The organism is Cupriavidus basilensis (assembly GCF_029335485.1).
Lineage (GTDB): Bacteria > Pseudomonadota > Gammaproteobacteria > Burkholderiales > Burkholderiaceae > Cupriavidus > Cupriavidus basilensis_E.
Genome location: NZ_JARJLM010000268.1, coordinates 1 through 13,258 on the forward strand (window position 1 = coordinate 1; position 13,258 = coordinate 13,258).

At 65.2% G+C, this 13,258-nt stretch carries 14 protein-coding genes; 11 read left to right on the forward strand and 3 right to left on the reverse strand.

Annotation, left to right across the window (positions count from 1 at the left end; translation table 11 throughout):
- Positions 1–111: 111 nt before the first annotated feature.
- From P3W85_RS15540 to flgA, 3 genes are all read right to left on the reverse strand, one after another.
- Positions 112–570: a flagella synthesis protein FlgN gene (locus P3W85_RS15540; protein WP_017225145.1), complete on the reverse strand. Its 459-nt coding sequence runs from the start codon at positions 568–570 to the stop codon at positions 112–114.
- A 43-nt stretch (positions 571–613) separates the two neighbouring features.
- Entirely contained in the window at positions 614–922 is a 309-nt protein-coding gene (gene flgM / locus P3W85_RS15545) for a flagellar biosynthesis anti-sigma factor FlgM (protein ID WP_017225144.1), read from the reverse strand.
- Between the two features lie 191 nt (positions 923–1,113).
- Complete coding sequence (gene flgA, locus P3W85_RS15550) at positions 1,114–1,833, reverse strand: flagellar basal body P-ring formation chaperone FlgA (protein WP_276265456.1); 720 nt, start codon at positions 1,831–1,833, stop codon at positions 1,114–1,116.
- Positions 1,834–2,054: 221 nt separating this feature from the next.
- Between flgA and flgB the strand changes: the two genes are divergently transcribed.
- From flgB to flgL, 11 genes are all read left to right on the forward strand, one after another.
- The gene (gene flgB, locus P3W85_RS15555) at positions 2,055–2,462 is read left to right on the forward strand and encodes a flagellar basal body rod protein FlgB (protein ID WP_276265457.1); all 408 of its coding nucleotides are present in this window, start codon (positions 2,055–2,057) and stop codon (positions 2,460–2,462) included.
- A 7-nt stretch (positions 2,463–2,469) separates the two neighbouring features.
- Positions 2,470–2,877: a flagellar basal body rod protein FlgC gene (gene flgC / locus P3W85_RS15560; RefSeq protein WP_017230798.1), complete on the forward strand. Its 408-nt coding sequence runs from the start codon at positions 2,470–2,472 to the stop codon at positions 2,875–2,877.
- 13 nt (positions 2,878–2,890) lie between these two features.
- Complete coding sequence (locus P3W85_RS15565) at positions 2,891–3,562, forward strand: flagellar hook assembly protein FlgD (protein WP_017230799.1); 672 nt, start codon at positions 2,891–2,893, stop codon at positions 3,560–3,562.
- 60 nt (positions 3,563–3,622) lie between these two features.
- On the forward strand, positions 3,623–4,855 hold the full coding sequence (flgE, locus tag P3W85_RS15570) for a flagellar hook protein FlgE (protein WP_276265458.1): 1,233 nt from the start codon (positions 3,623–3,625) through the stop codon (positions 4,853–4,855).
- Between the two features lie 41 nt (positions 4,856–4,896).
- Positions 4,897–5,640 carry a flagellar basal-body rod protein FlgF gene (flgF, locus tag P3W85_RS15575; protein WP_017230801.1) on the forward strand — a complete coding sequence of 248 codons (744 nt, stop codon included), beginning with the start codon at positions 4,897–4,899 and terminating at the stop codon, positions 5,638–5,640.
- A 50-nt stretch (positions 5,641–5,690) separates the two neighbouring features.
- Positions 5,691–6,479 carry a flagellar basal-body rod protein FlgG gene (gene flgG, locus P3W85_RS15580; protein ID WP_276265459.1) on the forward strand — a complete coding sequence of 263 codons (789 nt, stop codon included), beginning with the start codon at positions 5,691–5,693 and terminating at the stop codon, positions 6,477–6,479.
- Positions 6,476–7,159 (forward strand): flagellar basal body L-ring protein FlgH, encoded by a 684-nt coding sequence (flgH, locus tag P3W85_RS15585; protein ID WP_276265460.1) that lies wholly within the window; start codon positions 6,476–6,478, stop codon positions 7,157–7,159. The genes flgG and flgH overlap by 4 nt, the downstream gene beginning before the upstream one ends.
- Positions 7,160–7,166: 7 nt before the next feature.
- Positions 7,167–8,300: a flagellar basal body P-ring protein FlgI gene (locus P3W85_RS15590; protein WP_276265461.1), complete on the forward strand. Its 1,134-nt coding sequence runs from the start codon at positions 7,167–7,169 to the stop codon at positions 8,298–8,300.
- A gap of 2 nt (positions 8,301–8,302) precedes the next feature.
- Positions 8,303–9,340: a flagellar assembly peptidoglycan hydrolase FlgJ gene (gene flgJ, locus P3W85_RS15595; protein ID WP_276265462.1), complete on the forward strand. Its 1,038-nt coding sequence runs from the start codon at positions 8,303–8,305 to the stop codon at positions 9,338–9,340.
- Positions 9,341–9,708: 368 nt separating this feature from the next.
- Complete coding sequence (flgK, locus tag P3W85_RS15600; RefSeq protein WP_017230805.1) at positions 9,709–11,625, forward strand: flagellar hook-associated protein FlgK; 1,917 nt, start codon at positions 9,709–9,711, stop codon at positions 11,623–11,625.
- Between the two features lie 34 nt (positions 11,626–11,659).
- On the forward strand, positions 11,660–12,895 hold the full coding sequence (flgL, locus tag P3W85_RS15605) for a flagellar hook-associated protein FlgL (protein ID WP_276265463.1): 1,236 nt from the start codon (positions 11,660–11,662) through the stop codon (positions 12,893–12,895).
- The last annotated feature ends 363 nt before the right edge of the window (positions 12,896–13,258 follow it).

A 13,258-nucleotide genomic window follows, 5' to 3' on the forward strand; every position in this document is an offset into this window, starting at 1 on the left:
CGCCTTTAGGCCCTGCAGACCTGAATCAGGTCCCTACAAACGCAAAAGGACCCTCCAGGCGCCAAGAAAGCATCCATCAGGTCCTCCAAAAAACCCACATCCACCAAATACTCAACCGCTAGCCAGACTAACACCCTGCGGCCCCGTCCTGGTCAGCCCATCCCGCCCATACAACGGCCCGCTGTCACCGCGCTGGCGCAGCACCTGAATCGCTTCCTTGGTGAATTCGAGATGCGCGTCCACCACCGCCGTATTGACGGCATTGGCGTCGCTGGCCAAGCGCACCGCGGATAGCAGCTTGCGCCAGGCCGACTCGAGCACGGGATCGATCTCGCGGCCGAAGAGTTGCCCGCCGGCACCCAGGCGAATGCCCAGCGCGCCCATCTGCGCCTCGCGCGTGCGGGTCAGGGCGCCCAGCAAGCCGGCCAGTTCAACCTTGCGTTCGAGCAGGCTGGCCAGGGCCTCGTAGTTGCCCGCCTTGATCATGGCTCTTTCCTCGCCGAGTACTGCTGCGAATTCTTTCGCCAGTTCGGTTTCGCGGTTCAGGTTCTGGATCAGGGGCTGGCTCATGGCGTGCCTATCGTGGGTGGAGGTTGGCTATGCGCTGGCGTTCTCAGGCGCTGCCGTTGAGCTCGCGCAGCGAGGCGAGCAGCCCGTCGGCGATCTTGCTCGGGTCGATCTTGATGCGGCCTTCGGAAATGGCCTGGCGGATTTCATCGACCTTGGCGGTATCGATGTCGTCGTCGCTGTCTTCAACCAGGCGCGAGCCGATCTCGCGCACCTGGGCTGCCAGGGGGCTTACTCGCACGCCGGTCGTATCCGGCGTCGGGGCCGGGGTCTGTGCGGGGGCGCTGGCCACGCTGCGCACGGCGCCGTCGCTGGCGTCGCCCGGCCTCGACGAGGTGGTCTGATTGATCTTCACGATGATTCCTTGCTGGGTTCCTCAGGCTTATCGGATGGTTCAGGCAAAACTTTAGGGCGAATTATGCCGCCGGGACGCTGTTTGGGGCGTCCTCCGAGGGGGGCTGCCCATTCGCCCAGGATGCGGCATTGTCTCATGAGACCGCCACGCAACCCGAGGGCGAGGGCGCGCCCGCGCGCCATCCTCCCCGCTTATTGCTGCAGCACCACCGTGTCGCCGCTGCGCACCAGCGCATTGACCACCTGACCGCTCTTGAGGCGTACCTGCACGTTGTTGCCCACCGCGGCCTCGGCCATGACCTTGCCTTCGCTGCTGATCTGGAACGAGTCGCCTTCCACCATCACTGTCACGTTTTGCCCTTGCCGAACGGCAATGGCCTTCTTCAGCAGATCCATCCGTATCGGCGAGCCGGCGGAGATGCGGTTGGACGCCACCGCGCCGGTGACCTGCGCCGGGTCCGTCACCACGGCACGGGGCAGCATGGCCAGGTCGCCCTGGCGTACTTCCATGTCGGCCGCTTCGATGGGCTCGCCGGGCATGAGGTTGCGGCCCGCCACATAGTAGTCGGCCACCACCGAGACGCGCGCCTGGACATAGCGCGTCCAGGGACGCTCGCCAGCGCAGCGCACGCCAACGGAAACGCGGCCCCAGGGCGATGCGCCCGGAGGCAGGAAGGGCTCGGGCAAGGGGCAATCCGGAGCCCGGCCGCCAGACGGCGGCACCACCTGGATGCTGGCCTTGCCGGGAAGGCCGGCGGTCTGGCGCTCGAGAAACTGCTCGACCGCGGTACGCACCGGGTCTTCGGGGAAGGGCGAGGGCGGCGCCGCCCCGGCGCTGCCGGCGAGCGTGCCGCCGGCGGCCAGCGCGCAAAGCAGGGCGCGCGTCGCGGCGGCGCGGAAACGAGGATTCATGTGGGCATCCAGCAAGGAAACGTCCTGGCGCGCGTCGTGAGGGCACGCTCCAGGTGCGTAGGAACGGGTCCCATTGTAGGCAGCCCCGCTGTCTTGCTCGGGCCGAAATACGCAGGTTTTTTCGTCCTATTCATGCGATTGGCATGACAGGGCTACCCCTAAGATGGCACACCTGAAGAAGGTCGACCTTCGTTGCTCTCCCCTTCAAGCGAGACACAGACATGATTGACAGACTCGATGCGGCATTACGCTTCCAGCAGGAAGCACTGAGCTTGCGGACCCAGCGGCAAGCGGTCATTGCCTCCAATATCGCGCATGCCGACACACCCGGCTACAAAGCGCGCGATTTCGATTTCTCCAGCACGCTGGCGCAGACCGTGGAGCGCGGCAAGCAGGCCGAAGGCGTCACGCTGACCACCACTTCGGCCCGGCATCTGCCGGGCCAGGCGCCGACCGCCGACGACAGGAACCTGGCTTATCGCATCCCGCTGCAATCGAGCATCGATGGCAATACCGTGGAAATGGACACCGAGCGCATCGCCTTTGCCGACAATGCGGTGCACTTCGAGTCCGGCCTCACCGTCATGAGCGCCAAGATCAAGACCATGCTGTCGGCCATCCAGCAATGAGCGCGCCATGCCAGCATTGAATATCTTCGAAGTTGCCGGTTCGGCCATGGCTGCGCAGTCGCAGCGCATGAACGTGACCGCATCCAACCTGGCGAATGCGGACAGTGCCGTGACACCGAATGGCCAGCCATACCGCGCCAAGCAGGTGGTGTTCGGACTGGCGCCCACGCCGGGCCAGAGCGATGTCGGCGGGGTGCAGGTGGAAGGCGTGGTGGAGGACTCGTCCCCGCCGCGCATGGTCTACAACCCCACGCATCCGCTTGCCAACGCCAATGGCTACGTCACGATGCCCAACGTCAACCCGGTGGAGGAGATGGTCAACATGATCTCGGCCTCGCGCTCCTACCAGGCCAACGTGGAAGTGCTCAACACCGCCAAGAACATGATGCTCAAGACATTGACCATCGGTCAGTAAACCGGGATACGAAATGACCTCGACTTCCAACGTAAACGGCAGCAAATCCGCCGCCGACATCGCCAGTACCCTGCAAGGCAGCAGCGCCAGCGCGTCCGACCTGCAGAACAACTTCCTGACGATGCTGGTGACGCAGATGAACAACCAGGATCCGCTCAACCCGATGGACAACTCCCAACTGACCTCGCAGCTCGCGCAGATCAGCCAGGTGAGTGCCATGCAGACCATGAACACGACGCTGACCTCGCTGCTGAGCCAGGTCAGCGCCGGGCGTGCAATGGGTTCGGCATCGCTGATCGGTCGCACCGTAATGGTGCCGGGCAGCAGCGTGTCGGTCGCCAGCGGCACCGCTACCAAGATCGGTGTCGACCTGCCGTCCGCCGCGGACTCCGTGACGGTAAGCGTGCTCGACAGCTCCGGCAAAACCGTGCGCACGATCAACCTGAACGGCAAGAGTGCCGGCGTTCAGGACGTCGTCTGGGACGGCAAGAACGATGCCGGATCCACGGTGGCCGATGGTACCTACAGCTTCAAGGTTGCCGCCACCGCCAATGGCACCGACGTCAAGCCGGTGGCCCTGGTCTACGGCGCGGTACAGAGCATCAGCGGCGACTCGACGGGTGTGCTGGTGGGTCTCGCCAATGGCACCACCGCGAACGTCAACGACGTTCGCCGCATCCTTTAATCACCCGCCTGACGCAGCTGCGCGGGCTTTCCACGAATCACAGGTAACAAGGGGAAAATCATGGGTTTCGGTCAAGGGGTAAGCGGCATCAACGCTGCCGCCGCCAATCTGGATGTGATTGGCAACAATATCGCCAACGCCAACACGGTTGGCTACAAGCAGTCGACCGCGCAGTTCGCCGACGTCTATGCCGGGACCAAGATCGGCCTGGGCACGAGCGTGAACGCGGTGGTGCAGTCGTTCAGCGGGGGCAATATCGAGTCGAGCGGCAACTCCCTGGATGTGGCCATTACCAATGGCAACGGTTTCTACCGGCTGGTTGATTCCAGCGGCGCGATCTTCTACTCGCGCAACGGCCAGTTCCAGAAGCAGAATGACGGCACCATCACCAACGCGGCGGGACTGAAGCTGACCGGCTACCCGGCAGGCGTCGTCGCGGGCGGTGGCGTGCAGCCGCAGCCGCTGGTGATCTCCAATGCGCAGATGCAGCCCAAGGCGACCACTTCGGTCAGCGCCCAGTTCAACCTGAATTCGGGCAGCACCGTACCGGCCACCGCGTTCACGAGCGCGCCGGGCGCGTTGCCCACGTCGGGCATGTTCAACTACAGCACCGGCATCACGACGTACGATTCCCTGGGCAATGCGAAGCAGCTGACGGCGTACTTCAGCAAGCAGGCCGCCGGCCCCGGTACCACCGCCGGCGGCTCGGACTGGCAGATGAACCTGACGGATTCGGCCGGCAATCTGGTTGGCGGCGCCCCGTTCGCCATGCAATTCAGCAGCAGCGGTGTGCTGACCTCGCCGACCACCGCTACCGCGCCGACGTTCACGCTGCCCGCGGCCAATGGCGCGGCGGCAATGGCCGTCAAGCTCGACCTGACCGGCACCACCCAGTTCGGCGCGGGCAACGATACCAAGTCACTGACGCAGAACGGCTATACCTCGGGCAGCCTGCTTGGCTTCGCGGTTCAGCCCGACGGTTCTGTCCTCGGCAGCTATTCGAACCAGCAGACGCAAAGCCTGGGCCAGGTCGTGCTGGCCAACTTCGGCAACGTGCAGGGCCTGCAGTCGCAGGGCGGCAACGTATGGTCGGCGACCGGTTCGTCCGGCCAGGAACTGCTCTCGGCGCCTGGCGGCAGCGCCGGTACGCTCAAGTCCAATGCGACCGAAGCCTCCAACGTGGACCTGTCCGGCCAGCTGGTGAACCTGATCGTGGCGCAGCGCAACTACCAGGCCAACGCGCAGACCATCAAGGCGCAGGACCAGGTCATGCAGACCCTGGTCAACCTGTGATCCGCGCTCCCGGCACGATGAGCAGCAACTGAGGGCCCGCCATGGACCGCATGATCTACACCGCCCTGTCGGGCGCCAAGCAGACGCTCGACCAGCAGGCCGCGGTGTCAAACAACCTGGCCAATGCTTCGACACCGGCCTTCCGCGCGCAGATCAACCTGTTCCGCGCGGTGCCGGTGGTGGGGCCGGAGGCGCAAACGCGCGCGTTTGCACTGGCTTCCACGCCGGGCGCGGATTTCAAGGCGGGCCCGCTGAGCTACACCGGGCGGCCGCTCGACGTTGCCCTGCAGGGCAACGGCTGGCTGGCGGTGCAGGCACCGGACGGCAGCGAAGCCTACACCCGCGCCGGTGCGCTGCAGGTGGCGGCCGACGGCCAGCTGCAGACCGCAACCGGCCTGCCGGTGATGGGCGATGGCGGCCCGATCAGCGTGCCGCCGGGGTCCAGCGTGACCATCGGTACCGACGGCGCGATCACGGCGCGCGGGCCGGGCGAGGCGGCTGCCGGCCTGGCCCAGGTCGGCAAGCTGAAGCTGGTGAACCCGACGCCTGAATCCATCGCGCGCGGCGACGATGGCCTGTTCCATCTGCGCGCAGGTGCCCAGCCGCTGCAGGCCGACACCACCCTGCGCGTGGCTCCCGGTGCGCTCGAAGGCAGCAACGTCAACCCGGTGGAGGCGATGGTGGACATGATCGCCAATGCCCGCCGCTTCGAGATGCAGATGAAGATGATCCAGGGCGCCGACACCAATGACCAGCGCGCCAATGCGTTGCTGTCGACCAACTGAAACTGAATTGATGTGCCGCCGGGTTCACCGGCGGCCTTGTGAGGACAACCATGATCCGCTCACTCTGGATTGCCAAGACCGGCCTCGATGCGCAGCAGACGCAGATGGACGTGATCTCGAACAACCTGGCCAACGTTTCCACCAATGGCTTCAAGCGCAGCCGCGCCGTGTTCGAGGAGCTGATGTACCAGACCGTACGCCAGCCGGGCGCGCTGTCGTCGGACCAGACCACCCTGCCGTCGGGCATGCAGATCGGTACCGGCGTGCGCCCGGTGGCCACCGAGCGTATCCATCTCCAGGGCAACCTGCAGCAAACCGGCAACCCCAGGGATGTCGCCATCAACGGCCAGGGCTTCTTCCAGGTGACGATGCCGGACGGCACCACCGCCTACACGCGCGACGGCTCGTTCCAGACGGACCAGAACGGCCAGCTGGTGACCTCCAGCGGCTTTGTGATCCAGCCCGCCATCACCATTCCGGCCAACTCGACCTCGCTGACGGTGGGGCGCGACGGCACCGTGTCGGTGACCCAGCCGGGCGCCAGCAACAACGTCCAGGTCGGCCAGCTGCAACTGGCGACCTTCATGAATCCGGCCGGCCTGGAAAGCATGGGCGAGAACCTGTACGCCCAGACCGATGCATCGGGTGCACCCAACACCACGGTGCCGGGACTGAACGGCTCCGGCACGCTGCAGCAGAAGTACGTGGAGACGTCCAACGTGAACGTGGTGGAAGAGCTGGTCAGCATGATCCAGACGCAACGTGCCTATGAAATCAACAGCAAGGCGGTGCAGACGTCCGACCAGATGCTGCAACGCCTGACCCAGCTCGGCGGATGATCATGGTTGCCTCGCTGACTCGCCTGGGTGCGCTTGCCCTGTGCTGCCTCGCGACCGGTTGCGCGCTGGCGCCGCGCGAACCGCTGGTGCAATTGCCGACCACCGCGCGCGCAGAGCCGCGCGCCGTGGGGCGGGCCAGCGGATCCATCTACCAGTCCTCGTACGCAGGCAATCCGCTGTTCGAGGATCGCCGCCCGCGCAACGTCGGCGATATCCTCACCATTGTGATCAGCGAGAACGTCAACGCCACCAAGGCCTCCGGCACCAACGCCACGCGCACGTCCAATAGCGCGCTGACGTTCGACGCCGTGCCCAGGGCACTGGGCGGCCTGTTCAGCAGCAGCCAGAATGCCTCCATGAGCGGCGCCAACGGCCTGAAGGCCAGCGGCGGCGCCACCGCGGCCAACACCTTCAATGGCACCATTACCGTGACCGTGCTGGAAGTGCTGCCCAACGGCAACCTGGTGGTGTCCGGCGAGAAGCAGCTGGCGATCAACCAGGGGGCTGAATATATCCGCTTCTCCGGCGTGGTCAACCCGCGCACGATCACTGGCGACAACGGCGTGTCGTCCACCCAGGTGGCCGATGCCCGTATCGAATACACCGCCAAGGGCTATATCGACGAGACGCAGAACATGGGTTGGCTGCAGCGTTTCTTCCTCAATGTCTCACCGTACTGATCGCGTCATGTTCCAGCTTTCGCTTACCGTCCCGCGCTGCCGCTTCGTCCGCGCCTTTCTGATTGCGCTGATGCTGGGCGTGCTGGCGGGGGCGGCGCATGCGGAGCGGCTGAAGAACCTCATCATCTTCCAGGGCGTGCGTGACAACCCCCTGGTGGGCTATGGCCTGGTGGTCGGGCTGGACAATACCGGCGACCAGACCATGCAGACGCCGTTCACCACGCAGAGCCTGACCAATATGCTGTCGCAGCTGGGCGTTACGCTGCCGGCCGGCAAGAACATGCAGCTCAAGAACGTGGCGGCGGTGATGGTCACTGCCACCCTGCCGCCGTTCGCCCAGCCCGGCAGCCCGCTCGATGTGGTGGTGTCGTCGATGGGCAATGCCAAAAGCCTGCGCGGCGGCACCTTGCTGATGACGCCGCTCAAGGGCGCCGACGGCCAGGTCTATGCGCTGGCGCAGGGCAACATGCTGGTGGGCGGCGCAGGTGCGTCGGCCAACGGCAGCAAGGTGCAGGTCAATCAACTGGCGGTGGGCCGCATTGCCAACGGCGCCATCGTCGAACGCGCGGTGCCGTCGTTCCAGCCTGAAGGCGGCCTGCTCAATATCGAACTGCGCGATACCGACTATGGCACGGCGGAGCGCGTGGTCGAGGCCATCAACCGCACCATGGGCGGCGGCGTGGCTACCGCGCTTGACGGCCGCGTGGTCCAGGTGCGTGCGCCTTCGGCACCGAGCGCGCGGGTGGGTTTCATGGCGCGCCTCGAGAATATCGATGTGACGCGCGCCAAGGCGGCCGCCAAGGTCATCCTCAATGCGCGCACCGGCTCCATCGTGATGAACCAGGCCGTCACCGTTGACGATTGCGCCGTCGCACACGGCAATCTCTCCGTGGTGATCAACACCCAGCCGGTGATCAGCCAGCCGGCCCCGTTCAGCGGTGGCCAGACGGTGGTGGCGCCGGTGTCGCAGATCAACATGAAGCAGGAAGGCGGCGCGCTGCAGATGGTCAAGGCGGGCGCTTCCCTGGCTGCGGTGGTCAAGGGCCTGAACGCCCTGGGCGCCACCCCGGCCGACCTGCAGACCATCCTGGAAGCGATGCGGGCGGCCGGCGCCCTGCGCGCGGAACTCGAGATCATCTGATCATGTCCTCCAGCCAGATGGCCGCCCAGGCCGACCTGTCGCAACGCTTCGCACTCGATACCCAGGGCTTCGAGATGCTCAAGCAGAATGCGCGCACCGGTGCCAGCGACAACACGCTGCGTACCGCGGCACGTCAGTTCGAGGCCGTATTCACGCAAATGATGCTCAAGAGCATGCGCGACGCGACGCCGCAGGACGGCATGTTCGACAACGAGCAGACCAAGCTGTATATGTCGATGCTGGACCAGCAGCTGGCACAGCAGATGTCCACGCGCGGGATCGGCCTGGCCGATGTGATGATGCGCCAGCTTGCACGCGCCAACGGCAGCGGGCTTCCGCCCGAGCTGGCCGCGGGCGCAGGTTCGGCCGCGGCCAAGGCCGCTTCCGGCCTGCAGGCGGGCATGGACGAGGCCGCTCCGGGTCTGGCGCGCGTGCTCGATATGCGCAACGGCGACGCGGATACGCCGCGGGTGGGCAGCGTGGTTGCCGGCCCCAGCTGGAATCCCACCGCCGGACTGCGCCAGTACCAGGCGCAGGAGGCGGACGCGTGGCAGGGCGGCAGCGGCGTCTTGCCGGAAGATACGCCCGCTCATATCAGCGCCTTCGTCTCCCGCATGGCGGGCCCGGCGCAGTATGCGGCGCGCGCCACCGGCGTGCCGGCGAGACTGATCCTGGGGCAGGCGGCGCTGGAAAGCGGCTGGGGCCGGCGCGAGATCGCCAACCCGGACGGCAGCACCACGTTCAATGTCTTCGGCATCAAGGCCGGTTCCGGCTGGAAGGGCCCGGTCGCCGAGATCACCACCACCGAATACGTCGATGGACAGCCGCAGAAGGTGCGTGCGCGCTTCCGTGCCTACGGCTCGTACGAGGAAGCCTTCGCCGACTATGGCAAGCTGCTGAGCAACAATCCGCGTTATGCGCAGGTCCTTGCGGCGGCCACGCCCGACGAGGCCGCGCGTGGCTTGCAGCGCGCGGGCTATGCCACCGATCCTGCCTACGGCGAGAAGCTGGTGCGCATCATGCGGAAAGTGCCGGTCTGAGCGGATTGCCGTAGCGCGCCCGCGGGCGAGAGCGCGGGAACATGGCACTCGCATGCCCGGGTCGCATGGCCACGGCGGCGCGCGACGCGGTCGCACAACAGACGGCGTGGGCAGGCAAACAGTAAGCGGGCGCGGCGCGGCATGCGCGCAGCGCCGTGGCAATACCGGCACGGCCAGCCGGGAAGACGTCGGCCAGTACGAAAATTGTCGGCAGCGCACTAAAGTCTCTTGGCGAAACTGCCGTTACCTACCTCATTCACCGCCGTCGAGCCCGGCCGCGGCGACCCGGTATCGGCGGCCCCGCGGCTTGCCGGATGTCCGGATCGCCAGGCCTGGCCTGCGGCAGCTAACAGTTGCGGGGTTCGAGCATGTCTCTCTTCTCTATCGGTCTTTCCGGTCTGAACACGGCGCAGAACGCGCTGACGACGGTTGGCCACAATATCAGCAACGCTGCCACCACAGGCTATTCCCGGCAGAACACCCTGATCGCCTCGGCGGGCGCCCAGCCCGGCGCTGGCGGCTACTACGGCCAGGGCTCGAACACCACTTCCGTAGTCCGCGTCTATAGCGATTTCCTGAATAGCCAGTTGCGCAATGCGCAGGGCGCCAGCGCCCAGCTGTCGACGTACTCCAACCAGATCAGTCAGATCGATAATCTGCTGGGCGACCAGAGCGGCGGCCTGGCCCCGGTGATGCAGAGCTTCTTCTCCGCGGTCCAGGGCGTATCGAACACCCCGGCAGACCCGTCCGCGCGTCAGGCCCTCCTCAATGCCGGGCAGTCCCTGGCCGGCCAGATGCGCTCGGTCAACAACTACTTCCAGCAACTGCAGCAAGGCGTCAACAGCCAGCTGCAAAGCTCGGTGACCCAGGTCAACGCCTACGCCCAGCAGCTCGCGCAGCTCAACACCCAGATCACCCAGGCAACCGCCGCAGCCGGCGGGCAGCCCCCCAATGACCTGCTCGACCAGCGCGACCAGGTGGCGTCCCAGCTGACCCAGCTGATCGGCGCCAAGGTGGTGGTGCAGGACGGCGGCGTGTACAACATGACCTTCGGCAGCGGGCAGGCACTGGTGATGGGCAGCAACGCGTTCAGCCTGAAGGCGGTGGCATCGGCGGCGGACCCGTCCAGCACGACGATCGCCTACACCTTGCCCAACGGCAACTCGGTCGAGATGGACACCAGCACGATCACGGGTGGCTCCATCGGCGGCATGCTGCAGTACCGCTCGCAGACCCTCAACAGCGCCCAGAACGCGATCGGGCGCCTGTCGGTGACGCTGGGGCAGGCATACAATGCCCAGCAGGCCCTTGGGGTGGACCTGACGGGGCAGACCGGCGGGAACCTCTTCAAGATCGGCTCTCCCGTCGCGATCGGCAACACCAATAACACCGGCTCTGCCCAGGTGACGGCGACCATCAGCAACACGGCGAACCTGACCACCAGCGACTACACGCTGAGCTACGATGGCACCAACTACAACCTGGTGCGCGCGTCGGACAACAAGACCGTGGCGACCGCAGCGGGCGCCGGCGCCACCTTCCCGATGACGCTGTCCGCGGACGGCCTGAATATCCAGGTCAGCTCGGCGATGTCGGCCAATGACTCGTTCCAGATCCAGCCGACCCGCAATGTGGCAGGCCTGATGGACATGGCGATCACCGATCCGGCCAAGATCGCCGCTGCCGGTCCGCTGCGCACCACCGCGGCCGCTACCAACACCGGCAGCGGCACCGCTACGGTCACCAAAGTGACGAGCGGCTTCAGCATGCCCGCGTCGGCGATCACCGCGACCTACAACGGTGCCAGCTACGTCTTCACCGATGCCTCCGGCGCCACGGTGACGCCAACCTCCTCCGCCCCGAATGCCAGCGGTAACGGCACCGACTACACCTTCAACGGCATCACCGTTACGCTTGGCGGTACGCCCAAGGCCAAGGACTCCTTCACGCTGACGCCGAATCTGGCTGGCGTGTCGGACAACACCAATGCGCTGGCCATGGCGAAGCTGCAGACCGCCAAGACCATCGGCGGCATCTCCAACTTCAACGACGCCTTCGCGCAGCTGGTCAACGACATCGGCAGCAAGGCGAAGTCGATCAGTATCGCCTCGACATCTCAGGACAGCATCACCACCCAGGCGCAGAACGCGCAGCAAGCCGTATCCGGCGTGAACATGGACGAAGAAACCGTTTCGATGATGCGCTTCCAGCAGCTCTACCAGGCCAATGCCCGAGTGCTCCAGACGGCTTCCACGCTGTTCGACTCCATCCTCGGCATCAACTGAACGACCTGAAGAAACGGACCTCAAAGGAACAGATATGCGCGTTTCAAGCTCGATGCTGTATCAGCAAGGCCTGGCCTCGATGACCAACCAGCAAAGCTCGCTGCTGCACGTGCAGCAGCAGCTCGGTACCGGCCGGCGCATCCTGACCCCGTCCGACGACCCCGTCGCCGCCAGCCGCGCGCTGGAGGTGACGCAGGCCAGCGCGGTCAACGACCAATACGCCACCTCGCGCAAGCAGGCCAACATCAATCTGTCGATGGAGTCCAACACGCTGACGAGCGTGGTCACCACCATCCAGAACATCCAGACGCTGGTCGTGCAGGCAGGCAGCGGATCGCTGAGCGATGCCGACCGCGCTTCGGTCGCAACGGAGCTGCAGGACAACTACAACCAGCTGCTGGGCCTTGCCAACAGCAACGACGGCAACGGCGTATACATGTTCGCCGGCTACCAGTCCGCCACGCCGCCGTTCGCCACGAACGCCAGCGGCGCAGTCCAATACAACGGCGATACGGGCCAGCAACTGCTGCAGGTCGACGTGGCGCGGCAGATGCCCGCCGGCGACGACGGCCGCTCGGTGTTCATGAGCGTGCAGGGCACGGCGACCTACGTGGCCTCGGCGCCCGCCGCGAACACGGGCACGGCGACATACAGCGCGGTCACGGTCACGGACCCGACCAATCCGCTGTACGGGCACAACCTCTCGCTCAATTTCGCCACCAGCGCCACCACTGGCAAGATGCAGTACCAGGTGATAGACCAGAGCGCCGTACCGCCCGCAGCCGTTGTCGCACCGGTAGACTATGTGAGCGGCACCGGCATCCAGGTCGCCGGGCTTTCGATTACCGTCAGCGGCACGCCGGCGAATGGCGACAGCGTCAGCCTTCAGCCCGCGCAACAGGCCGGCACGGACATTTTTGCCAACGTGCAGAACGTGATCAACGCGTTGAAGAAGCCCGTGGCGACCGACGCCGACCGGGCCGCATTGGCCAACGCCCTGGCCACCGCGAACCGCAAGATGAGCAACTCGCTGGACAATGTCAGCACGGTGCAATCCTCGGTCGGCTCGCGCATGCAGGAACTGGATGCGCTCAACACCATTGGCTCGAACCGCACCCTGAACTACACGCAGACACTTTCGGGCTTGCAGGATCTGGACTATTACTCGGCCATTACCCAGTACTACCAGAAGCAGACCGCGCTGCAGGCTGCGCAGCAGTCATTCATGCAGATTCAGGGGATGAACCTGTTTAAGTATCTGCAGGGGTGAGTTGGGGCGTTGGGGGCACGCTTGGCAACGAAAAAAACATAACGGCGGAAGGCGCAAACAGATAAGCGCTTTGCACTGCTGAATCTGGCCGCAACCCTTGCTGGGCAAGGGTTGCGGCTATGTATTTGTCATTCGCTTTGTCGTGGTGAGCCCGCCCTAACCCCCTTCGGACTGGCAAGTAAGATGGTCGGTATGCGCTCACATTCATGGGCACTCATCGCATCATTTGCGCCCCTCTGAGCTCACAATAAACCACTTTCAGCTCCCAGAATCGTAGCCTTTTCGTTTAGGGATTCGTTTTATCTACTGCCGGCCTACTAGGGTCGCAGAGCGACACGTCTAAATCGATTTAGACGGACCTCG

Coding starts and splice junctions, on each gene's coding strand:
- P3W85_RS15540 (WP_017225145.1), bottom strand. CDS start 570: ATGAGCCAGCCCCTGATCCAGAACCTGAACCGCGAAACCGAACTGGCG.
- flgC (WP_017230798.1), top strand. CDS start 2,470: ATGCCAGCATTGAATATCTTCGAAGTTGCCGGTTCGGCCATGGCTGCG.
- flgL (WP_276265463.1), top strand. CDS start 11,660: ATGCGCGTTTCAAGCTCGATGCTGTATCAGCAAGGCCTGGCCTCGATG.
- flgK (WP_017230805.1), top strand. CDS start 9,709: ATGTCTCTCTTCTCTATCGGTCTTTCCGGTCTGAACACGGCGCAGAAC.
- flgE (WP_276265458.1), top strand. CDS start 3,623: ATGGGTTTCGGTCAAGGGGTAAGCGGCATCAACGCTGCCGCCGCCAAT.
- P3W85_RS15590 (WP_276265461.1), top strand. CDS start 7,167: ATGTTCCAGCTTTCGCTTACCGTCCCGCGCTGCCGCTTCGTCCGCGCC.
- flgA (WP_276265456.1), bottom strand. CDS start 1,833: ATGAATCCTCGTTTCCGCGCCGCCGCGACGCGCGCCCTGCTTTGCGCG.
- flgF (WP_017230801.1), top strand. CDS start 4,897: ATGGACCGCATGATCTACACCGCCCTGTCGGGCGCCAAGCAGACGCTC.
- flgJ (WP_276265462.1), top strand. CDS start 8,303: ATGTCCTCCAGCCAGATGGCCGCCCAGGCCGACCTGTCGCAACGCTTC.
- flgH (WP_276265460.1), top strand. CDS start 6,476: ATGATCATGGTTGCCTCGCTGACTCGCCTGGGTGCGCTTGCCCTGTGC.
- flgG (WP_276265459.1), top strand. CDS start 5,691: ATGATCCGCTCACTCTGGATTGCCAAGACCGGCCTCGATGCGCAGCAG.
- flgB (WP_276265457.1), top strand. CDS start 2,055: ATGATTGACAGACTCGATGCGGCATTACGCTTCCAGCAGGAAGCACTG.
- P3W85_RS15565 (WP_017230799.1), top strand. CDS start 2,891: ATGACCTCGACTTCCAACGTAAACGGCAGCAAATCCGCCGCCGACATC.